Below are 21515 nucleotides of genomic sequence, written 5' to 3' on the forward strand. Positions count from 1 at the left end.
TGGCGGGTTGGGGTCGGACGGCGTCACGCACGCCAGTGCGGGTCGTAACCGCTGGTCAGCTTGCGCTTGTTGTGACGCCACTTGGGCTCGTGGTTCACCACGTCGTTGGTCAGGCCGCGCAGCCGGCGGACGACGGCTCCGTACGGCTTGACGAGCATGGTCGACAGCGTGCCGCCCGGGGGTTCGTCCATGAACGGCATGAAGGCGTCGGGGAAGCTGGGCATCGTGCAGCCGATGCAGATGCCGCCGACGTTGGGGCAGCCGCCGATGCCGGCCATCCAGCCGCGCTTGGGCACGTTGCAGTTGACGACCGGGCCCCAGCAGCCGACCTTCACCTGGCACTTGGGGGAGTTGTAGTCCTTCGAGAAGTCGGCCTGCTCGTAGTACGCGGCCCGGTCGCAGCCCTCGTGCACGGTCTTCCCGAACAGCCACTGCGGGCGCAGCATGTGGTCCAGCGGCGGCGGGGGAGCGGCGCCTGCCGCGTGCTGGAGGACCCAGACGAGGGTCTCCATGAAGTTCTCCGGCTGGATGGGGCAGCCCGGTACGTTGACGATCGGGAGCCCCGACCGCGCCTTGAACTCCCAGCCCAGGTAGTCCGCGAGGCCCATGCAGCCGGTCGGGTTGCCGGCCATGGCGTGGATGCCGCCGAACGTGGCGCAGGTCCCGGCGGCCACCACCGCCCAGGCTTTGGGCGCGAGCTGGTCGATCCACCAGTTCAGGGTCTGCGGTTCGCCGGTGTCGGGGTCGTTGCCGAACGACGTCCAGTAGCCGTCGCCCTGAATGATGTTCTGGTTTGGGATCGAACCCTCGATGACGAGGATGAAAGGCTCCAGCTCGCCCCGTGCCGCGGCACGGTAGGGAGCGAGGAAGTCCTCGCCGCCCAGGCTCGGTGAGAGCACCTTGTTGACGAGGTTGACCTTCGGCAGGCCCGGGATGAGGCCCAGCACGACGTCCTCGATGGACGGCTGGCCGGCCGCGGTCAGCGACACGGTGTCGCCGTCGCAGCTCATGCCCTCCGAGATCCAGAGGATGGTGATCTCGTCGAATCCCTTCCGCGCCTCGGCCCTGCTGGGCTCGCCGCGGACATCGGTGGTACCGCTCTGTGTGGTCATCGCTGCGGCCTCCGTCGCTGCCGGTCTGGGAGTCGGTCGTAGGGGACGGCCGGGACCACGGGGGTCCGGGCCCGGGGGCGGCCAGGGGCGGCGGCGTGATCGCGGACGAACCGCTCGACCGTCGGGTGGTCCTGCCGCGGCGCCTCAGGGGCATCCATCGCACCGTCCCTCCTCCGGCCGGTCGGCCGGACGCTCGGGGGGCCGCGGGGACTGCGGCCGGGGTGATCGCACCGGACCCGGAACGGGCACGTCCGCGGGGGTGAGCGGCTCCAGCTCGTCGGGCCGGAAGTAGTGGAAACGGCCGTACCAGCCGTGCAGTTCGGCCGCCGGGTCGTCGTCCACGGTGACGGCCAGGTGCACGCTGCCGTCCACGTCGTGGAAGACGGCGGCGACCTGCGCGGTCCGTCCCGTCAGGAACATGTCCTGGGCGTCGGCGCCCCGGACGCGCGGACGCAACCGGACCCGGCTGCCGCCGCCGACGGGCACGCCGTCCACGAGCACCGTGTCGGTCGCCGGGGACAGGCCTTCGTCGCCGTCCTCCCGCCACCAGGCGGGCCGCTCCGCGCCGGACCGGGTCCCGGCCGGGGTCAGGGACCGGATGGTGCCGTGCAGCCGGGCGAAGACCTCCCGGGGCATGGTGTCGACCCGGTCGAGGATCTGCGCCGCCCGTGGATCGGTGGCCCGCGCCTCGGCCTTCTCCTCGTCGGTCAGCAGCATCGTGCGCAGGGTGAGGATCTCGTCGATCTCCGCCGCGTCGTGCAGATCTCCCGGACTCTCCGGCGCCACCTGGGGCCAGTCCGGGAGGATGATCGGTGCGGAGAGCATGACGGCGCCCGTCGTGCCCTGCTGGGGCGGGCCGGCGAGCACGGGGAACGTGAACGCGTTCCGGCAGCCCCGCGAGTGCCGTGCCAGACCACCGGGCGGATCGATCAGTGAGGCGAACTCCACGCCGTCACCGCCGACGAGGGTGTGCGTGGCGAGAAGCGCCTGCCGCAGAGCCTCGGTGCGCGGGGCGCGCGGGTCCGTCGCCTCGCCGGTGTTCTCGGTGCGCACCCGCAACCGGTACAGCTCCGGCGCGAGCGGTTCGGCCTCGACCGTCGTCACCGCCCGCACCTCCCCGCGCCGACGTACCGTCCGCCCGGCCCCGTCCGGCAGGGCCTCGGCATCCGTGCCGGCGGCCGCACCCACCGAGGCCGTACGGCCGCCGAGCAGCAACTCCCGCAGCGGCAGCACCAGTTCGCTCTCGCGCGGCACCGCCTCCTCGAACGACAGATGCGCGGCACCGTCGGCCGTCCGCAACGACTCGACCGGGTGGTAGCGTCCGTCCGGTCCGGCCGCCTCGACCCGCTTGTCCTGCATCTGCAGAAAACGCACCCGCACCCGTACGACCGCGTCGGCGCGCGCCGTTCGCAACAGACACTCGGTCTGCTGGTACCAGGAGTCCGCGGAGCCGGAGATCCCCGGCACGACCGGCCCGTCCCGCTCCACCCAGTCGCGGGGCAGCAGCACGCCGAACTGCCAGCGGACCCGGTTCTTCGGCGAGGACCGGCGGTACGGGTAGAGCAGGTACCCCTCGTAGAGCACGGCGTCCGCGACCGCACCGACCTGTGCGAAGGCGCCGTCGGCCGTGCCGAACGGCACCTCTGCGCCACGGCAGTCCAGCACGGCGGGGCTCGCCGCTCCGCCCCCGCCGGTTTCCTCGGACATGCCGCCTCCTCATCGCAGGGCTCTCCTGCGCGCACTCCTTCCACCACCGTCACACCGGTCACGGAGCCTCGCCCCTCCGGCGCACGCCGATTGCGCCGCGCGGGGGACGACGAGGGTCCGAGAGGGCTTTCCGGCACGGGGACTCCGTGCGCTCCGGCCGCTGCCGCCAGTCGGGCCGCCTGCGCACCAAGTCGGTCAGGGGAGGCTTCCCTGGCCTGTCACGCCCGTCGCGCGAGGTCCAGGCAGCAGCGGACGAAGTCCTGTACGGCCGGATTGCGGTCGTCGGCCGGGGCCCGGGCCACGCCCACCCGCGTCGGGCTCACTCCCGTGACCGGCCGGTACACCACACCGGGGCGGGAGTGGAACCGCGCGGCGGACTCGGGGGCGAGGGCGATGCCGTACCCGTCGGCGACGGCACTCGGCCAGTCGTCGGGCTGTCCGGTGACCGCCCCGGCACGCATGTGCGGGCGCGGGCCTTCCGCGACATCGGCTTCCCCGGCCTGTTCCTCGCGCCGGCGGCAGGAGCGCCGGCACTCGCGGCCGTCCGGTGACCGGCGGGCGGCGACGTCACGGCAACCACTCCAGTGCGACCAAGGCCGCGTCGTCGCCGAGGTCGCCGCGGACGTGGTGCAGCAGGTCGCGGCGGAGGGCGGCCACCATCGCCTCCAGCGGCCGGCCGGCGTGCGCACGCAGGTGTGCGGTCAGGTCGTGGAAGCGCCCGCTCCGGTCGCGGGCCTCGATGAAGCCGTCGGTGTACAGCACGAGACGGTCGCCCGGCACGAACGGCACGGTCCGGGCCACGGGTGGCACGGCCAGCAGGTCGCCGAGGCCGAGCGGCGCACCGGGCTGGTCGGGCTCGTACGGCCGTACCTCGCCGGAGTGGACGACGTACGGCTCCGGGTGGCCGCAGTGCACGATCCGGGCCACGGTCTCGCCGGGCGGGAACTCCACCAGGAGCGCCGTCGCGAACCGCTCCGCGAACAGGGCGGCCGTGCCGGGGCCACCTGTCCTGCCGCCCTCCGGTGTGCCGTCCAGCGCGGCGATGTGCCGGCGTGCCCGTTCGTCCAGTCGCTCCGCCACCTTCGTCAACGAGGGCTCCTGGTGGGCGAGTTCACGGAACGCGCCGAGCAGGGTCGCCGAGGCGCCGACGGCCTCCAGACCCTTGCCCCGTACGTCGCCGATCACGAGCCGGGTGCCGTACGGCGTGGGCAGTGCCTCGTAGAAGTCGCCGCCGATGTGCGCCTCCGACTCGGCCGGCAGATACACACCGCTCAGCGCGAGCGAGCCGATGCGGAGGGGGAGTGGGTGCATCAGGGCGCGCTGCGCGGTCTCGGCGACGGAGCGGACCCGGCTGAGCTGCCGTTCCCTGCGCTGTCGCAGGGAGCACGCGGCCAGCGAGGTGAGTCCGACCACGAACAGGCTGCCGAGGGTGACGCCCGCGTCCGGGTGTCCGTAACTGCCGGCGTCCCACTGGAGCAGCGCCGTGATCACGATCGCGGCGCAGCCGAGCGCCGCCGTCGCGCGGCACGGGAGCAGCGCGGCGGCCAGCACCGGGACGGCGGCCATCACCGGTGAGACGTGCAGCCAGTCGGGGGTGAGCAGATCGGTGAGGGCGACGACCACCATGAGCAGCACGGGGGCCGCGGCCGGCAGGGCGCGGGAACCGGTGGCGCGGCTCCAGGGCGACGGCGGGCGTCGCGTCGGCTGCCGGTGCGCGGGCTCGGCGTGGTGCTCGGTGGTGGGGTCCTGGAGATCGCTGGTGTGAGAGGTCATCGTCGCGGTGAGGGCCGTAGCGGGTCGAGGAGCCGGTGGGATCGGGCGGGCGGAGCGGGCGCGGGCGACGACAGGCACGTCAGGGCCGACTCCAGGGGGCGCAGGAGGGGCCGGTCCGTGGCGGCCCGGTCCGGGGGATCGCAGCCGGGGGCGCCGAGCCGGGCCAGGGCCTGGCGTGCGGCGGGCAGGGCGGGGTGCGGCCGGCCGCCCCGGCACGAGTAGGCGCACAGGGCGGTCGTCCGCAGCAGGCGGGCGTACGGCTGCGTGAACGCCGGGCCGGAGCGGGAGTCCTCGGCCGCGTCGGGGTGCACGTCGAGGAGCCGGCCGGTCGCAGTCACCTGCCCGGCCACGTCCGTCAGCGTGCCCAGCACCCGGTCGTCCAGATGCCATCGGCGGCGCCGGGCCGTCGGCCGGACGTTCCAGCGCAGGCTCTCGTGCGCTTCGCCCACGGCGGTGCGGGCACGGGTCAGCGCCCTGCCGAGGTCGTCCTCCCAGGCCGGGCCGAGTACGGTCCGCGGCCGCTCCTGCCGTACGACCGCGTCGGCCAGGCCGTCGAGGGACCGGGCGACCAGCAGGCGCAGCTCCTCCAGCGCCCGCTCGGCGGAGCGCACGCGGACGGCGGGGAACAGCAGCACGCTGCACGCCAGCCCGAAGGCGAGGCCCAGCACCATCTCCGCGAGATGGGCGGCGAGCTCATCGGGGTGCCGGCCACGGACCAGGGCGAAGGCGATCAGCGCGGTCGTGGGGACGTGCAGGCCGTGGTGACCGAGGAATCCGTGCCGCGCCAGCAGCACGGAGGCGAAGACGACGACCGCCAGGCCCGCCATGCCGGGCTCGGCGTACAGCGCGCCGGGTACGGCGAGGAGGACGCCCATCAGGCATCCGGCGGCGTAGCGGGTGGCGGCGGAGACCGTGGCCGCCGCCGTCGTCTCCACGATGAGGACAGCGGCGACGGCGCCCGCGTAGGGGTCGGGGATGTGCAGCAGTCGCGCGCAGGTCTGCCAGGTCAGGCCCGCCGCGACGGTCGCGCGTGCGGCCTCGGCGCCGCCGGCCCGTCCGATCCGCGCCAAGAGCGTGGACAGCCGTGATCTGTGCATGCCTCGTGCGTCCCCATTCCCGTCTGTCGCGCTCGGATCCCGTCGGCCGGGCAAGGCCGCCCAGGATAATCGGACAAATGGGGCGGGAGGCAAATAAGGGATATGTGGAGATGATCGTGGTGTGCCTTATCCGTGGCCTGTTCAAGTCTCAATGAACCGGGCCTTGTTCGACCCTCTGTCAGGCGGGCCTCACGACCCGTAAACTGCGGGTCCGCAGCCATGGGGGCGCTGCTGACGGGGGGAGCGGTCATGTCCGGAAGTCCGTACGGCCCGAGCCAGGGATTCGCGGGGCCGCCGCTGCCGCCCATGCCGTCGAGCCCGCCACCCGCACCCCCGGACGCCTGGCGCGCCACCGCGGTCGCCCTGCTCAACCTCAGCGGTCTCGGCCTCGGGTACGCGCTGCTGCGGCGCTGGGTGCTCATGGCCCTGTGCTGGACGGCGACCGCCGTGCTGCTGCTCGTGGCGGTGCCCGCCGACGCCGACGGCGTCCCGGGCGCCGCCCTCGCCGGCTACGCCGCGGTCCTGCTGCTCGCCGCCCTCCACGGCGCCCTCGCCGGACTGCGCACCCGGCTCGCCCGGCCGGCCGGAGCGCCGCTCGCCCTGCTGCTGGGCGTGCTGCTGCTCGCCGTACCGGCGGGTGGCGCCCTCTGGTACCGGAACGCCCACCACGAGGCCGTGGAACAGGCGCTGCTCGACCGCCTCGACAAGGCCGACCACCTGGTGGCGACGAGCGGCCACAAGTCGTTCACCGCCGCCGAGTCGGACTACCGGTCGGCGCTGGAGGTCTACCGCGACCTCGCTGAGCACCACTCGGGCTCCCGCGCGGCCCGGCGGCTCCCCGACAGCCTGCATACCTACTACACGACCGTCGGCGCGGCCTACGGCCACCAGGAGTACTGCGACGCCATCGAGCCGCTGAAGTACCTGCGCACGGTGCCCGACACCATGCCCAAGGACCAGCTCGGATCTCTGGCCCGCTGGCCGGACGACCGGCTCGCGGCCTCCCTGTACGAGTGCGGGGCCCAGGGCCTCACGGCCGGCGGGACGGACTGGGACACACGCTTCGGCGACCTGCTGAACACCTTCCCGCGGTCCGCGGCGGCGACCAAGGTCCCGACCGCCCTCGACGCGGCCGTGCAACGGGCGGAGAAGGCCGTCGGCGGGAGCCAACCCTGCACGGCCGTGGCGCAGTTGCGCGACCTGGACACCCGGATCGGCGGACTGTCGAAGTCCTCGGGCGACGCGGACGGCACGCTCGCCAAGGCCGCCGGGCGCGCCGGCCGCAGCGGCGACGCGGGGGAGTACGCCTGCGGCGTCGACCAGTACAAGGACGGCGACTTCGAGGCCGCCCAGAAGACCATGGGGCAGTTCGCCGCCGGCAACGGCAACGACGAGAACCGCGCCCGCGCCAAGAAGATCGCCATCGCCGCCGAGGTCGCCCAGACGCTCCCGAAGGCCGGCAGAAACCTGCCCACCACCGCCTCCGGCGGCAGCATCTCCGTCACGGTGAAGAACGACAGCCCGCACGACATCACCGTGCTCTACACCGGCCCGGTCACCGGCAGCTTCACCCTCAAGGGCTGCGGCGACTGCAAGGCGTACACGCTCGCCGACACCCTGGTGACCGGCTTCAAGCCGTGCAGCGACAGCGGCAGGAACTACCCGCAGCGCACCATCAGCCTCCCGGCGGGCACCACTTACTTCGTGCACAAGCCGAACGGCGGCAGCACCGCGTCCCCGGCCTCCGACACGGCCAAGCTGCGCCCCGGCTACATCTACACGGAGTGCGCCTACACGACCCAGACGTTCGGGTCAGGTATCTGACCGACCGGCCGGAGAGCCCCGGCCGGTTGTTCCCGCCCAGCCCGGCGCCGTACGACCCCGAGCGCTCCCGCGCCTGACCGCACTGTTTTGCCGGCAGCCTGTCCGGCACGGCGACTGCCCGGAGCGACAGGGGAGGCCCCGTGCACGTCGGGCGGGGCCGGCGCCTCAGCCGGCCGTATTGTCGACGCGCATGCGCACCTGCTCCTCCAGGCGCCGCAGACTGCCGTCCAGGGCGTTGAACACCGCCTCCTCGCCGGGATCATGGCCGGGGTCGAAGAACGACAGGTGCACGGTCACCTCGCTGGCCCCGCTGCCGATGCCGGACACCTGCAGCCAGCCGGTGTAGCTGCCCTGCTCCCGAGTGCCCCACTCCAGGCGCATCTGGTCGGGCCGGGCCCGGAGCAGGGCGGCCATGTCCTGCCCGGAGCGGTCCTCGTGGACCGTGACGGACGGCGGCTCCTCGGCCTCCACATGGAGGTCGCGCGGAAGCCATGCGTCGAGCTGGCCGACGTTGGCGGCCTGGTCGAAGACCTGCTCGGGCTGTGCGGGCATCGCTCGGGACCATTCGTACTCGGTCATGGTGACACCGCCCTCCGCTCGGAAGTCCTACCCCGACCGCGTGCCCCTTCCGCGGCGACCGAAAAGCCGACGGCCGCCTCGCCCGGCCGGACCGCATGCTCCGCGAACTTGTCTGGTCAAGTTTGGCCGCGGTTCTTCCGCCCGACAGCCACGACAAGTAGTCATGTCCTGTTCGTTGCGCACAGTCAGGCCGTGCGGGTGCCGCCCGTCACGGCATTCTCCTCAACGGGATGAGGTACCACGTATGCGACTGCGCTGGAGATCTCTCAGCGGGCTGCCCGCCCTCCTCGGCGCACTGATCGTCGCCGCTCCCGCCCCTGCCCAAGCGGCCGGGAACAGCGGCAACCTGATCGTCAACGGCGACGCCGAGAGCGGCGGTTACTGCACCCAGGACTGGTCGGCCGCCACCACGGTCCCCGGCTGGACCACCGAGGCAGGCGGCCCGGACGTCATGTGCCACTCGGTCGCCTCCTTCGGGCTGCCGAGCGACGGCCGGACGCCGGGCAAGGCGTTCTTCGGGCCCGGCAACTTCGGCGACGGAGCGATGACGCAGACCGTCGACGTCTCCTCGGCCGCCCCGGCCATCGACGGCGGGGGAGTGCACTACAACCTCTCCGGCTGGCTCGGCGGCTGGACCACCTACAGCGGCCATGTCGCGGTCAGCCTGCACTTCCACGATGCGAGCGGCCGTCCCGTCGGCTCGCCCGCCAAGCTGCCCACGGTGTCCGCGAGCGACCGGGGCCTGGCCACCAAGTTCCTCTCGCGCAGCACCACCGGCGCGGTCCCGGCCGGCACCCGTTCCATCCAGGTCGAGGTGCAGTTCCTGTCGACGAGCAGCGAGACCGGGTACCTGGACAACCTCTCCCTCACCCTGGACACCCCGGTCACCGCCCCCGCTCCGCCGGCACCGCCGGTCTCCAAGGTCCCGGGCTACGACCACGTCTTCACGGTCATGATGGAGAACACGGACTACTCCGAGGTCATGAACGACCCGGCGGACACGCCGTACATGCACAGCCTGATGTCCCAGGGCGCCACGCTCACCGACTACCACGGCGTCTACCACCCGAGCGACGAGAACTACCTCGCCATAGCCGGCGGCGACACCTACGCCAAGGGCGCCACCTACTTCCCGAACATCAACTCACCGCAGCGCAACCTCGGTGACACCCTGGAGGCGGCCGGCAAGACCTGGAAGGCCTACGAGCAGGGCATGGGCACCCCCTGCAACACCAAGAACAACAACGACAGTTACTACGAGCCCGACGACGCGCCCTTCATCAACTACACCGACATCAGCGGCAACGCCTCCCGCTGCGCGGCCCACCTGTTCGACACCACGCAGCTGACCACCGACCTGAAGTCGGCCTCGACCACCCCGAACTTCTCCTGGATCGCCGCCGACGACTACTACGACGGCGAGGCCTCCGGCAACGGCAACCCCACCAGCCTGAAGACCCAGGACGGCTGGCTGAAGCAGACCCTCGCCCCGGTCCTCGCCTCCCCGGCCTGGACGCAGGAGCGCTCGCTGCTCATCCTGACCTGGGACGAGAGCGCGGGCGAGGCCTACAACCACGTGGTCACCACGGTCGTCGGCTCCCAGGGCACCGTCCCGGCCGGCACCAGCAGCCCGCTCCACTACGACCACTACGGCATCGGCCGCACCATCGAGGCCGCCCTCGGCCTGCCCGGCCTCACGGCCAACGACACCTACGCGACCCCGCTCAACGCCGCGTTCGCCCCGTCCACCGCGAGCACGCCGACGCTCACCGGTGACCTGAACGAGGTCTCCGACGGCGGCAACGTCACGTTCCGCTACTCGGTGCCGTCGGCGGCCCAGGCCAACGCCAAGAACTGGGTCGGCATCTACCCGGCGGGCGTCACCCCGGGCAAGCAGTCCTCGCTGAGCTGGTCCTACGCCCCGAACGCCAGCGGCGCCCTGACCTTCTCGACGGGCAAGCTGAACGGAGCGGGCAAGTACGACGTGTACTACCTCGCCAATGACGGCTACTCGGTCCTGGCCGGCCCGTTCCCCCTGACCGTCGGCTGACCGGAACCGCAGGCTGACGACGAGCATGTCGTCGCCGCCGCTCACTGCCCGCAGAGCGGCGGCGACGCCCCGTGGCTCACAGGCCCAGGGAGATGGCCATGCGGGTCAGCTCGGCGGTGTTGGTGATGTTGAGCTTGGCGCGGATGCGGCGCAGGTAGGCGTCCACGGTGTGGGTGGACAGTCCCATGTGGCGGGCGGTCTGGAGATAGGTGCGGCCGGCGGCGATGTGCCGGAGCGTCTCCCGCTCGCGCGGAGCCAGCGCGGGGGCGGGGGCTTCGGTGTGCGGTGTGACGAGAGTGGCGCTCATGGTGCTGTCCTCCGGCGAGACATCTGGCCGTTTAGGGCGATTTGCCCTTGTTCCTCCAGGTTGCTCGGCGGACGTCATGGCCGTGTCCGCCGACTGTCACAGGCGCGTCACAGGGAAGGGGGAATGGTTTGAACCACTGGGCCGGCGGCGGGCGTGCGGGGCAGCCGACCCGGAACCCGTGTGGACGGCGTCAGGCGAGACCGGCCCGGTGGGCGTACAGGGCGGCCTGGACCCGGTTCTCCAGGCCCAGCCTGGTCAGGATGCGGTTGACCCGGCTCTTCACCGTCGCCTCGCTCAGGTCCAGGTCCGCGGCGATCCTGGCGTTTGACAGCCCACGCGCGAGGAGCACCAGGACCTGGATCTCGCGCTCGGTCAGCGGGACGCCCGCAGGCACGGGCGCGGGCGCCGTCGGCAGCAGCGCGGGCGGCAGCGCGGTGACGGTGTCGATGAGGCGCCGGGTGACGGTCGGGGCGAGGACGGACTCGCCGTCGGCCGCCGCGCGGAGGGCCTCGGCGAGCTGTTCGGGCCGGCTGTTCTTCAGCAGGAAGCCGACGGCCCCGGCACGCAGGGCCGCGTGGACGTACTCGTCCAGGTCGAAGGTGGTCAGCACCAGCACGCGCGGTACCGGCCCCGGCCCCGGCCACTCCCGCACGATCCGCCGGGTCGCCTCCACACCGGTCGTGCCCGGCATGCGTACGTCCATCAGGACCACGTCCGGACGGAACGCCACGGCCAGGGCGACCGCCTCCTCGCCGTCGCCCGCCTCAGCGACGACCGACAGCCCCTCGCGCCGGTCGATGACGAGCCGCAGCGCGGTCCGCACGATCTCCTGGTCGTCCACCACCAGCACGCGTACGGTCATCGGTCCGTCTGTGCCGCATGAGGCTGTGCCGGGTCGGCCGCCCGCGCGGACAGCACCGCGCGCAGCCGCCAGCCGCCGTACGGGCGCGGACCGGCGTCCAGCTCACCGTCGAAGGCCGCCACACGCTCCCGCATCCCGACGAGCCCCCGTCCGGTGCCGGGCACCGGCCGGTGGCCCGGGGCCGGCGGATCGTTCTCGACCTCGACCGTGAGGCGGGCGTCGTCACCGCGCACGGCGATCCGTACGGCGACCGGGCCGGCGTGCTTGACCACGTTCGTCAGTGCCTCCTGCACGATCCGGTAGGCCGAGACCTGCATCCCGGCGGGCGGCGCCGTCGGCCCGTCCACCTCGACGGCGCAGGTGACCCGGCACCCCGCGGAGGTCGCGACGCCCACGAGCCGGTCGAGACGGGCGAGGGACGGCTCGGGGGCGAGTTCCCGTTCGCCGAAGGACAGCAGCCCGAGCAGGCGTCGCATCTCGGCGAGCGCCGTGTCGGCGGTCCGCGCGATCACCCCGACCCCGTGCGCGGCCTCCTCCGGCTGCGGCGGACCGGAGGTGAGCACGTCCTCGGCGGCCCGTGCCTGGAGGGCAATGGCGCTGACGTGGTGGGCGACGACGTCGTGCAGATCGCGGGCGATACGGGCGCGCTCGGTGAGCACGGCCTGGCGTGCGTTGAGTTCCCGCTCGGCCGCGAGCCGCCGGTTCAGCTCGCGCAGCCGGGCCGCGTCGGTGTCGATCCGGCGCCGCCCGTGCCCGAGCAGCCAGGCCAGGGCGAAGAAGAACGCGAACGTGGTGAGGCTGATGGGCTCCAGCGAACCGAGCCGCGGCGGTTCCCAGCGCCCGGTCAGCGCGTCCGTGACGGCGGCCGAGGCGAGGCTGAGCAGGGTCAGTGGCACGCTCGCCGCGGCCGGCATGTACCGGGCCACGGCGTAGACACCGAGCATCAGCAGGAACGGTCCGGGCACCTTCGACGGGATCGGTCCGAGCGTCTGGAACAGGACGTACAGGGCGGTCATCGCGACGAGCACCGCACGCGGCGCCGTCCGCCGCCACACCAGCGGCACGGTCTGCGCGCCCCACAGCGCCACGCCCCACGCAGGCGGCGCGGGCGTTCGGTCCAGCACCGTGGCCATGTCGAGCAGCGTGAGCCCGCCGACCCACCCGGCGTCGGTCAGCCTCGGTCGGTCGGCGAGCCAGCGTTGCGCGGCTCGGGGCAGGGCGATCAACTGGGCACTCATCTCGGTCCGTCAGGCTAGACGACACGCCAGACCGGCGGATCCTCCGCCGGGCGCGCATCGAAAGATGCGCCGGAACCCCCCAGGATCGGCACCGGGCCCGAGGCGCCGCCGGGCCGGCCCGCCCTAGCGTCCCGGACATGTCGAACACAGCCGTACATCCCCCGCCCCAGCCGACGACGGACCAGCCCCCGCTCCGAACACCTTCCCGCAAGCACGTCTGGCCCCTGCTGCCGCTCGGCACCGCCGCGATGCTCTTTGCGGTCGGCGGCCGGTGGGACGTCGCGGCCGCCGCCTGGATCTTCCCCGTGCTGCTGCTGCGCTTCACCCGCCTGAGCCGTGCCTGGCCGGGAGCCCTGTGGACCTGGGCGGCGCACCTCGCGGCGGTCGTCTTCTGGATCCAGGAGTCGGCGATCGGCTTCAACCCCGTGGTGCTCGCGGGGGCCCTCGCCCTGGCCGCCCTGCAGACGCTGCCGTTCGTCGCCGACCGGCTGGTGCAGGTCCGCCTGCACCCGACGGCCGCGTCCCTCGTCTTCCCGGCCGGTGTGGCCGCCGTGGAGTTCCTGATCACCCAGGTGTCCCCGTTCGGCACGGCGTACGGCTCCCTCGCCGTCACCCAGCACGGAGACCTCCCGCTGCTCCAGGTCGTCTCGGTGACCGGCCCGTGGGGCATCGGCTTCCTGATCGCCTACGTCGCGAGCACCGTCAACCGCCTCTGGGAACGCGCCTCTTGGCGCAGCGGCCTGGCATGCACGGCCGTCCTGCTCGGCGTGCTGCTCGCCGGCGGTGCCCGGCCGGCCTTCTTCCCACCGCAGGGCGCGACCGTACGGATCGCGGGCGTCACGCCCGCTCGCGGTGTCACCGACACGCTCAAGGCCACGCTCGCCCGGTTCGGCAGCGGGCCGGGAGGCGTCGCCGCCGCCCCCGCCGCCGCGGTGCGGCCCGCGATGACCGCGGTCGAGGACGACCTGCTCGCGGCCACCCGCCGCGAGGCCGCCGCCGGCGCGAAGATCGTGATCTGGCCGGAGAACGCCGTGCGCACGCGGGAGCCGGACGAGGCCGCCGCCATCGCCGCCGCACAGCGGCAGGCCCGCCGCTCGGGCGTCTACCTGGAGATCGGAGTCCGCGTCTACAGCACCACCCCGCCCGCCTACGGGCGCGACGAGGCACTGCTCATCGACCCCCGCGGCAAGGTGCTCTGGACCTACCAGAAGGCCCATCCCATTCCCGGTTCCGAGCGCTTCACGCCGGGCGACGGCCGTGTCCCCGTCGTCCGCACGCCGTACGGCCGTCTCGCGGGCGTCATCTGTTACGACGCCGACTTCCCGGCCCTGATGCGCACCCGGGCCGACATCATGCTCGTCCCCTCGCACGACTGGAAGGAGTACGGCGCCGCGCACACCGACAAGGCGGGCCTGCGCGCCGTCGAGAACGGCTACGCCCTGATCCGCCAGGACGCGGAAGGGTTCTCGGCCGCCTACGACGCCGAGGGTCACGTCCTCGCCACCTCGGACTACTTCACGACCGACCGGCAGACCATGGTGGCCTACGTCCCCATGCACGGCGTCACCACGGTCTACGACCGCATCGGCGACACCTTCGCCTGGCTCTGCCTGGCCGCGCTCGCCGCACTCACGGTCACCGCCGTCGTCCGGCCCCGGCGCCCCGGGGACCGCTGAGGCGCTAGGCGACAGCCACGCGTGCCGTCCGCTCGACCAGGGAGATCCCGTCACTCATCGAGGCGCTGCCGTTCGACAGCACCGCCACGAGGCAGCGGTGCCCCTTCACGGTGACCTGGCCGACACTGTTGACGTCCCAGAGGCCCGAGGTGTTGCGCTGCAACCAGCCGTTCTTCAGTGCCCGCGGGGTGCCGGAGCCGCCGACGGCCGAGACGCCCCAGGTCTGCTCGGGGATGACCTTGCCCATGAGGGTGCGGACATACGTCCGGGACTTCGCGTTCAGGACCGGCTTCGCGGTGGAGGAGCCGGACCGCGCCGTCGTGTCGCCGTCGAACACGGCCCGCAGCAGTCGTATCTGGTCGCTCGCGGTCGTCCGGGTCAGCCCCCACTTCGCGCCCGGTCCGCCCGTGGTCGAGGTCAGCCCCAGCCGCTTGTTGGCCGCCGCCAGGCCGGGGGCCTGGCCGATCTCCCGCCAGAGCGCGTTGGCCGCGGTGTTGTCGCTGCGCTCGATCATCGGCTCGGCGTGACCGCGCTCATCGGCGGTGAGCTGCCGTCCCGCGTCCTGCGCCCGGAGCAGCAGCGCCGCGAGGATGTCGACCTTGACGATGCTGGCGGTGTCGTACGCGCTGTCCTGCCCGTGCAGCACCGGGGTGCGGCCGGCTCCGTCCAGGTCGAGCACGGCGGCCGTGGCGTGCGGGGAGGGGGCCGGAGCGGCGGCCGCCGCGGCCGGTGCCGGGTGCAGCGCGCCGACGGAGAGGAGGGCCGCGACCGAGGTCAGAAGGGCTCCGGCCCGGGTGCGTGCGGTGGTGGGGGAGGGGTGAGACGGCATGGCGTCGAACGTAGGCAAAACGTGCGGCGAGCGACGTGGCGGCGGTCACGTCAGGGGCTTTTCACGGCGAATTGTGAGAAGAGCCACCGGCGCCGCCGATGGGACGCATTGCCACCTCCGGTTCGGGCATGCGGCGGCGTGTACGCGCGGCCGGACCACGCGCCTCGCTTAACGTCGGCCGGACACCGACATCCGGAGTGATCATGGAAAAAACGGATGAACTGGTTGGCGTGGCCGAGGGTGTGACGGTCGTCCCCGTCGGTACGCCGTCCGTACGGCGCATCCGGCCGTGGCCGCTCGCTGCCGCCCTCGTGATCGCGCTCGGTGCCGTCGCCGTGCTCGCCCTCGTCGGCACCCAGGGACTGAACCGGCCCGCCGTCCAGGCCTGGCGGACGGTGTGCCTCGCCATCACCGTCCAGGCACTCCCCTTCCTGCTGCTCGGCACCGCCCTGTCCGGCGCGATCAACGCCTTCGTGCCGGCCGACCTGTTCACCAGGGTCCTGCCGAAGCGGCCGGCCCTGGCCGTGCCCGTCGCCGGGGCCGCGGGCGCGGTGCTGCCCGGCTGCGAGTGCGCCTCCGTCCCGGTCGCCCACAGCCTGATCCGGCGCGGCGTGACCCCGGCCGCCGCCTTCGCCTTCCTGCTCTCCGCGCCCGCCATCAACCCCGTCGTGCTGACCGCCACCGCCGTCGCCTTCCCGGGCGACCCCGCGATGGTCGCCGCCCGGCTGCTCGCCTCCCTCGCCACTGCGGCCGTGATGGGCTGGCTCTGGCTCTGGCTGGGCAAGGAGAAGTGGCTGCGGCCGGTCCTGCGGCACCGGCACAGCGGCCACCGGCACGGCCGCAGCCGCCTGCACGAGTTCCGGCTCGGCTTCCAGCACGACTTCCTGCACGCCGGCGGCTTCCTCGTCCTCGGCGCCATGGCCGCCGCCACCTTCAACGTCGCGGTGCCGCGCTCCGTCCTCGACGCCTTCTCCGGCTCACCCTGGCTCTCGGTGCTCTTCCTGGCCGGGCTCGCCGTACTGCTGGCGGTCTGCTCGGAGGCCGACGCCTTCGTCGCCGCCTCGCTCTCGGGGTTCTCCCCGGTCGCCCGGCTCGCGTTCATGGTGGTCGGGCCGATGGTCGACCTGAAGCTGATCGCCCTTCAGGCGGGCACCTTCGGGCGGGCCTTCGCCTGGCGGTTCTCCACGGCCACCACCCTCGTGGCGGTCGCCGCGAGCGTGCTGATCGGAGGCGCGCTGCTGTGAAACGCCCGGTCCAGACCCTGCTGCTGACCCTGACCGGCATCGGCCTGCTGCACGCTGCCCTCTTCACCGACACCTATCTGCGCTACGTCAAGGCCGGTCTGCGGCCGTTGCTGATCACTTCCGGGGTGGTCCTCCTGCTCCTCGGCCTGGCCGCCGCGGCCGCACGGAGCGGACCGGAACACGCCGCCGCCGACGACGACCAAGAACACAGCCACGAACACGGCCACGACCACTCCGGCGCCCCGCGGATCGCCTGGCTGCTGTTCCTCCCGGCGATCAGCCTGCTCTTCTACGCTCCGCCCGCCCTCGGCGCGTACACCGCAGCACGCTCGAACGCCAAGCCGGTCGGCGTGCAGAAGGGATTCGCCCCGCTGCCCGCGACCTCACCGCTGCCCCTGACCCTCACCGACTTCACCAAGCGGGTCCAACAGGACCCCGGCCGGGCCATCAGGACCAGGCTCGTCCAGCTCACGGGCTTCGTCTCCCCGGCCGAGAACGGCGACGGCTGGTACCTGACCCGCATCATCTTCACGTGCTGCGCGGCGGACTCCCAGACCGTCAAGATCCGCGTGTACGGCACCGAGGCCCCGCCCGCGAACACCTGGCTCGCGGTGACCGGCACCTGGCACCCCCGGGGCACCCTCGGTACGAAGACCGCACAGGCCGCCCTCGACGCCAGGGACGCCCACCCCGTCGCCCAGCCGGTGAACGCCTACACCGACGACCTGCCGCTCACACCGTCCTAGGCGCAGGTGTGGGCGCAGGCAACGTGCTCGGGTGTCCCCGGGGTCGCCGGCCGAAGGCTGGGGGAGGAAGCCCGACGGACAGGTCCTAGCCGTCGTACCGCAACGACCCCGGCATCCACGGCGCCGGCCGCACGGCGCCCTTCGCGGACACGGCCGGAGTGTCGGTGAGGAGCACGCCCGTCACCAGGGAGGGGCGGATGCGCACGGCCTGGTCCGTGCCCTCCTGAGGTGCCCACGGGGTGAGCAGCGTCCGGACCCGGGCCAGATCGGCGGGGTCGGTGACGAGCCGGGCGTAGCCGGTGACCACCACGCTCCAGCCGAGATGCGTGTCCGGGTCGATCGCGTCGGCCTCGTAGGCGACCACCACGCCGTCGCCTCCGCCCTGCTGCGTGTGCGCGGTCAGCGCGGCGCCCTCGTGGGTGCGGATCACGATGTCGCCGCCGTCGATGATGTGGTTGACCGGGCGCACGGTGGGCAGCGCCTGCCGCGTGAAGACGATCCGCCCCAGGGACACGCTGTCCAGCAGCCGCAGCGCTTCGACCGGGTCGAGTTCGATGCGACGCTGTTTCGGCTTGCCGTTACGGATCATGGCTGGCTTCTTCGCGGGTGTGTGACTCTCCCCGCCTTCACAGGCCCCCGGCCGGCACGGCGGCAGTCCGGGGGCGGAGCGACACCGCGGGGGAATCGGCGCCGCTCCTGATCCCCACTCTCACCCGTCCCGCTCCGTCCCCCCAGTGTCGTTCGGCCCACGGCGGCAGGGCCGGACGTCCCGACTCCGCCGGTGGGCGGGGCCGGGCGAGAAGTCGTCATGGGCCTCTTTCGTACTCACCCCGCCGAGGTCCGGATTGAGGTGCACGATGGTGTGGTGACACTCGACGGCCGGGTCCGGGTGACCGCCCCGAGCCCGCCCGCCCCCCGCCCGGCGAGGGGGCCGTGGAGTGGGGTGCGGCGAGGCCGCCGGTGCGCGAGAGGAGGCCGTGACAATGAACCGGACACCTCCCATGACGGTCACCCAGGTACGGCTGTGGCGGTGGCGACGCAATCCGCTGCGCCGGCACAGCGACGTCATCGAGGCCTGGATCGTCCTCGTGACCTGGGTGCTCGCCGTTCTCGGCGGAGCCGCCGCCGGTTTCGTGGCGGCCCAGACCGCCGGTGCGGCCTTCTCCGCACGGCAGGCCCAGGTGCACGCCGTGTCCGCCGTGGTCACCGACGGCGCGGCGCGGACCCCGGCCTACGGCACCGGCTACGACGACGGGCGGGTGTGGGCCACCGTGCGCTGGACGGACACCCACGGCACCGTGCACACCGACCGGGCGAAGGTCCTCCCGGGCGCCCCCACCGGATCCCAGGTGACCGTGTGGACCAACCGCGCGGGCCATGTGGTCTCCGCGCCCGTCACCGGCGCGGCCGCCGATCTGCAGTCGGCTCTCACCGGCGTCCTCGTCGCCCCGTCGGCCGGCGCGGCGCTCTGGGGCGCGGGCTGGGTGGTGCGCAGCCGGCTCATCAGGCGGCGCATGGCCGAGTGGGACGAGGAGTGGAAGCAGATCGGCCCCCGCTGGGGGAACCTCAGCGGCGGACGAGGCTGAGCACGCGACACGGGCCACTGCCCGGTGTTCCGACCCCGGGGGTTCACCGCCGACGCCGGGCCGCGGCGGACGGACGGCGCCGTGCCCGGACCTCGCTCCGGGGCCGATCCCCCGCTGCGCCCAGGCACCTGCGCGACAGGGCGGGAAGGGCCATCCACTTCTCGCGGATCCGGATTGCGCGGTGCACGGCTTCGGGCCGCTTCTCCGCGTCTGTTCTCGGTCCTTCCCGCCGTTACCAGCACACCACGGAAACCGCCGTCCCACCAGGCCCAGTGGCCCTCCGCCGACGTACTCCCGGCCCGGCCCGTCCCCGAAGCGGCCGTTCCCGCACCTCGCCGGTGCCCCGCGGCATGACCGGACCCGGGCCGACGAGACACCGGACTGCCGCTCAGGCCTTGTGCAGGACGACGAGGAGCACCAGCAGCACGGTGGCGCCGGCGGTCGTGCCGTGGGCGACCACGGCCGTGAGCGGGAAGTGCCGCTCGGCCGTGGCGTCCCCGTGGGAGTGGCGTCCGGAACTGGGCAGCCAGCGCAACAGCATCATGAAGCCGAACGCGGCCACGATCAGCACGACCGCGCACGCGGCCCAGGCCGAAGGCCGCACGCCTCCCACCACATAGGCGGTCCAGGCGGCGAGCCCGGCCACGGCGAGCGCCACATGTCCGAGCACGAGCCACAACGGCAGCCGCGTCACACCGGGCGTGCGCTGCCGCAGTCCGCCGTGCCGGACCCACACCGTGGCGAGGTATCCGCCGAGCCCGGCGGTCAGCAGCCACGCACACAGAACGAAGACACCCATACGTCCCGCCCCCTGTCCTCCATACGGCCGGGCCCTGCCGTGGCGTCAGGGCCCCGTGGCTCAGCACACCGCACAGAGCGGGAGGAGTCCGGAACATCCATCCGTCGATTCACCCGTAGGGATGAAAAGTGGCCTGGCCGTCCCACGGGCCGTCCGAAGGGTGCAAGACAGCGCCCGAAGTGCGCGGAGCGTGCCGCTCAGGCCACCGTGTCCCGCTGGGCGCCCGGCACAGCCGGTGCGGCGGCCGCAGCCGACGCCTTCAGCGCCGGGATCAGGTCGGCGACTCGTTCGAGCTGGTCGCGCTGGGAGGCCAGGCCGAGGGCGCCCGGGCGGACGACGAGGTGCCGGGCCCCGGCTTCCACGAACCGGGTGAGCTGGGCGTGCACCTGCGCAGCGGTGCCGGCGACCACCGCCTGGATCTGTTCCAGCTCCGCCAGCGGCATGCCGTAGACGGCCCGCGCGTACGCCTCCATGTCGCGCCGGGCGCCGCCCTCGCCGGCTTCGTCGACCCGTACGGAGACGAAGAGCGCCGGCGTGACGTCCTGCGCAGGGCGCCCGGCGCCGGCCGCCGCCGCGCGCACGTTCAGCAGGCCGGAGGCGTAGTCGGCCGGGTCTGGCGGGTACGGCAGCCAGCCGTCGTACAGCCGGCCGGTACGGCCCTGCGCCGCCGGGGTTCCGCCGCCGAGCCAGACCGGCGGCCCGCCGGGACGGTGCGGTGCGGTCGCCGGCGGGAGGCCGTCGAACCGGAGGATCTCGCCGTGGAAGGAGTCCGCGCCGCTCCACAGGGCCCGCCACAGCGCGACGGTCTCGTCCAGCCGGGCGAAGCGGCGTGTCCACGGCACCTCGGACAGGTCGTAGAGGGGCCGTCCGAAGCGGCCGGGGAACCCCGCGCCGACGGCCACGGTGAGCCGGCCGCCGGACAGCAGGTCGAGGGAGGCCAGGGTCTGCGCGGTCTGCACCGGCCGGCGCAGGAAGGGCAACAGGGCCGCCGTGCCCAGGGTCACGGTCCCGGTCGCCGGGGCGAGCGCGGCCAGCATGGTCAGTGCCTCGATGCGCGGGCTCGTCAGGGAGTCGTTGACGAAGACGGAGGAGAAGCCCAGGCGCTCGGCCCGGCGGCCGAAGGCCAGCAGCTCACGCGGGCCGTCGCCCGGACCCCACTGCGTGGTTCCGGTCGGAATGAGTACGCCGATGTCCATGCCGACGATGCTCCGGCCGCGGCCGCGGCGCGACAATTCCCCTCAGGGAATGGCCGGGAAGCCGCGCCGGGCGCTAGAACGGGCGGGTGGACTTCCCCCGCGCCCTGCGCGCCCGCCGCACCAGCCGTCACCTCAGCCAGCTCGACCTGGCCCTGCGGGCGGGCACCACCCAGCGCCACCTGAGCTTCATCGAGTCCGGCCGATCCGTGCCCGGCCGCACCATGGTCGTACGCCTGGCCGAGTCGCTGGAACTGCCGCTGCGCGAACGCAACGAGCTGCTGCTTGCGGCCGGGTACGCGCCCGCCTACCCCGAGAGCTCCCTCGACGGCCCCGAACTGGCCCCGGTGCGTACGGCGATCGACAACATCCTGCGCGGGCATCTGCCGTATCCGGCGCTGGTGGTGGACCGGGGCGGTGATCTGATCGCCGCGAACGAGGCGTTCGACGTGCTCACCGAGGGAGCGGCCCCGGAACTGGTCGGCCCGGGCAGGAACGTCTACCGGCTCGCACTGCATCCGAGGGGGCTGGCCCCGCGAATCGCCAATCTCGCCGAGTGGTCCCGGCACATCCTGGCCCGCCTCGGCCACCTGCCCGACCTGCGGGACGAACTCCGCGCCTGCATACCCGAGTTGGAACCGTCCGCCGATCACCTAGGCTTCGCGGTCCCCCTGCACCTGCGCTCCTCGTACGGCGACCTACGGCTGATGACGACCGTCACGACCTTCGCCACCGCCGTCGACGTGACCCTCGCCGAGCTGAAACTGGAGGCGTTCCTGCCGACCGACCCGGCGACCCAGCGGGCCCTGGCAACGGCCGCGGCACACCGGGACGTCCAGGGGTCCCGCTAGAGCCTGTCGCGGTCTTGTCCCGGACCGCCCCACCCACTTCAA

19 protein-coding genes and 1 pseudogene are annotated in these 21515 nt (G+C 73.3%); 7 read left to right on the plus strand and 13 right to left on the minus strand.

The features are described from left to right. Positions 1-23: 23 nt before the first annotated feature. The 5 genes and pseudogenes from LMU33_RS21480 to LMU33_RS21500 all read right to left on the minus strand — a co-directional run bounded on the left by LMU33_RS21480 (position 24) and on the right by LMU33_RS21500 (position 5689). Entirely contained in the window at positions 24-1112 is a 1089-nt protein-coding gene (locus LMU33_RS21480; protein WP_228622127.1) for an NADH-quinone oxidoreductase subunit B family protein, read from the minus strand. A 144-nt stretch (positions 1113-1256) separates the two neighbouring features. Next, a complete protein-coding gene (locus LMU33_RS21485) occupies positions 1257-2819 on the minus strand; it encodes a hypothetical protein (protein ID WP_228622128.1) in 1563 nt (520 codons plus the stop codon). A gap of 218 nt (positions 2820-3037) precedes the next feature. Beyond that, positions 3038-3280: pseudogene (locus LMU33_RS21490) on the minus strand (LysR substrate-binding domain-containing protein); the annotation flags it as partial. A gap of 106 nt (positions 3281-3386) precedes the next feature. After that, on the minus strand, positions 3387-4592 hold the full coding sequence (locus LMU33_RS21495) for a PP2C family protein-serine/threonine phosphatase (protein WP_228622129.1): 1206 nt from the start codon (positions 4590-4592) through the stop codon (positions 3387-3389). Beyond that, positions 4589-5689 carry an FUSC family protein gene (locus LMU33_RS21500; RefSeq protein WP_228622130.1) on the minus strand — a complete coding sequence of 367 codons (1101 nt, stop codon included), beginning with the start codon at positions 5687-5689 and terminating at the stop codon, positions 4589-4591. Before LMU33_RS21500 ends, LMU33_RS21495 begins: the two co-directional genes overlap by 4 nt. Before the next feature lie 249 nt (positions 5690-5938). On the opposite strand from LMU33_RS21500, the gene LMU33_RS21505 reads away from it, so the two are divergent. After that, a complete protein-coding gene (locus LMU33_RS21505) occupies positions 5939-7513 on the plus strand; it encodes a hypothetical protein (protein WP_228622131.1) in 1575 nt (524 codons plus the stop codon). 165 nt (positions 7514-7678) lie between these two features. Here the strand turns inward: LMU33_RS21505 and LMU33_RS21510 are convergent, their stop codons facing one another. Then, on the minus strand, positions 7679-8092 hold the full coding sequence (locus tag LMU33_RS21510) for an SRPBCC family protein (RefSeq protein WP_228622132.1): 414 nt from the start codon (positions 8090-8092) through the stop codon (positions 7679-7681). Between the two features lie 244 nt (positions 8093-8336). Here LMU33_RS21510 and LMU33_RS21515 point away from each other — a divergent pair, with 244 nt between their 5' ends. Next, complete coding sequence (locus LMU33_RS21515) at positions 8337-10142, plus strand: alkaline phosphatase family protein (protein ID WP_228622133.1); 1806 nt, start codon at positions 8337-8339, stop codon at positions 10140-10142. Between the two features lie 76 nt (positions 10143-10218). On the opposite strand, the gene LMU33_RS21520 is transcribed toward LMU33_RS21515, so the two are convergent. The 3 genes from LMU33_RS21520 to LMU33_RS21530 all read right to left on the minus strand — a co-directional run bounded on the left by LMU33_RS21520 (position 10219) and on the right by LMU33_RS21530 (position 12549). Beyond that, entirely contained in the window at positions 10219-10449 is a 231-nt protein-coding gene (locus LMU33_RS21520; protein ID WP_228622134.1) for a response regulator transcription factor, read from the minus strand. Positions 10450-10639: 190 nt separating this feature from the next. After that, positions 10640-11311 carry a response regulator gene (locus LMU33_RS21525; RefSeq protein WP_228622135.1) on the minus strand — a complete coding sequence of 224 codons (672 nt, stop codon included), beginning with the start codon at positions 11309-11311 and terminating at the stop codon, positions 10640-10642. Beyond that, complete coding sequence (locus LMU33_RS21530) at positions 11308-12549, minus strand: sensor histidine kinase (protein ID WP_228622136.1); 1242 nt, start codon at positions 12547-12549, stop codon at positions 11308-11310. Before LMU33_RS21530 ends, LMU33_RS21525 begins: the two co-directional genes overlap by 4 nt. A 137-nt stretch (positions 12550-12686) precedes the next feature. Here LMU33_RS21530 and LMU33_RS21535 point away from each other — a divergent pair, with 137 nt between their 5' ends. Next, on the plus strand, positions 12687-14225 hold the full coding sequence (locus tag LMU33_RS21535) for a nitrilase-related carbon-nitrogen hydrolase (protein ID WP_228622137.1): 1539 nt from the start codon (positions 12687-12689) through the stop codon (positions 14223-14225). A 4-nt stretch (positions 14226-14229) separates the two neighbouring features. On the opposite strand, the gene LMU33_RS21540 is transcribed toward LMU33_RS21535, so the two are convergent. Continuing rightward, positions 14230-15054: a serine hydrolase gene (locus LMU33_RS21540; protein WP_228622138.1), complete on the minus strand. Its 825-nt coding sequence runs from the start codon at positions 15052-15054 to the stop codon at positions 14230-14232. 203 nt (positions 15055-15257) lie between these two features. Here LMU33_RS21540 and LMU33_RS21545 point away from each other — a divergent pair, with 203 nt between their 5' ends. Together LMU33_RS21545 and LMU33_RS21550 are read left to right on the plus strand one after the other, a co-directional pair. After that, on the plus strand, positions 15258-16298 hold the full coding sequence (locus LMU33_RS21545; RefSeq protein ID WP_228622139.1) for a permease: 1041 nt from the start codon (positions 15258-15260) through the stop codon (positions 16296-16298). Continuing rightward, a complete protein-coding gene (locus LMU33_RS21550; RefSeq protein ID WP_228622140.1) occupies positions 16295-17044 on the plus strand; it encodes a TIGR03943 family putative permease subunit in 750 nt (249 codons plus the stop codon). Before LMU33_RS21545 ends, LMU33_RS21550 begins: the two co-directional genes overlap by 4 nt. Positions 17045-17129: 85 nt before the next feature. On the opposite strand, the gene LMU33_RS21555 is transcribed toward LMU33_RS21550, so the two are convergent. Then, positions 17130-17633, minus strand: coding sequence for a pyridoxamine 5'-phosphate oxidase family protein (locus tag LMU33_RS21555; protein WP_228622141.1), 504 nt, complete (start codon positions 17631-17633; stop codon positions 17130-17132). Positions 17634-18027: 394 nt separating this feature from the next. Here LMU33_RS21555 and LMU33_RS21560 point away from each other — a divergent pair, with 394 nt between their 5' ends. Beyond that, positions 18028-18630 (plus strand): Rv1733c family protein, encoded by a 603-nt coding sequence (locus tag LMU33_RS21560; protein ID WP_228622142.1) that lies wholly within the window; start codon positions 18028-18030, stop codon positions 18628-18630. A gap of 388 nt (positions 18631-19018) precedes the next feature. Here LMU33_RS21560 and LMU33_RS21565 read toward each other — a convergent pair whose 3' ends face one another. Both LMU33_RS21565 and LMU33_RS21570 read right to left on the minus strand, forming a co-directional pair. Continuing rightward, complete coding sequence (locus LMU33_RS21565; RefSeq protein WP_228622143.1) at positions 19019-19429, minus strand: hypothetical protein; 411 nt, start codon at positions 19427-19429, stop codon at positions 19019-19021. A 197-nt stretch (positions 19430-19626) separates the two neighbouring features. After that, the gene (locus tag LMU33_RS21570) at positions 19627-20625 is read right to left on the minus strand and encodes an LLM class flavin-dependent oxidoreductase (protein WP_228622144.1); all 999 of its coding nucleotides are present in this window, start codon (positions 20623-20625) and stop codon (positions 19627-19629) included. A gap of 86 nt (positions 20626-20711) precedes the next feature. On the opposite strand from LMU33_RS21570, the gene LMU33_RS21575 reads away from it, so the two are divergent. Further along, positions 20712-21473, plus strand: a complete 762-nt coding sequence (locus tag LMU33_RS21575) for a helix-turn-helix domain-containing protein (RefSeq protein WP_228622145.1) — start codon at positions 20712-20714, stop codon at positions 21471-21473. Positions 21474-21515 lie beyond the last annotated feature (42 nt).

The sequence above is a fragment of the Streptomyces barringtoniae genome (genome assembly GCF_020819595.1).
Taxonomy (GTDB): domain Bacteria; phylum Actinomycetota; class Actinomycetes; order Streptomycetales; family Streptomycetaceae; genus Streptomyces; species Streptomyces barringtoniae.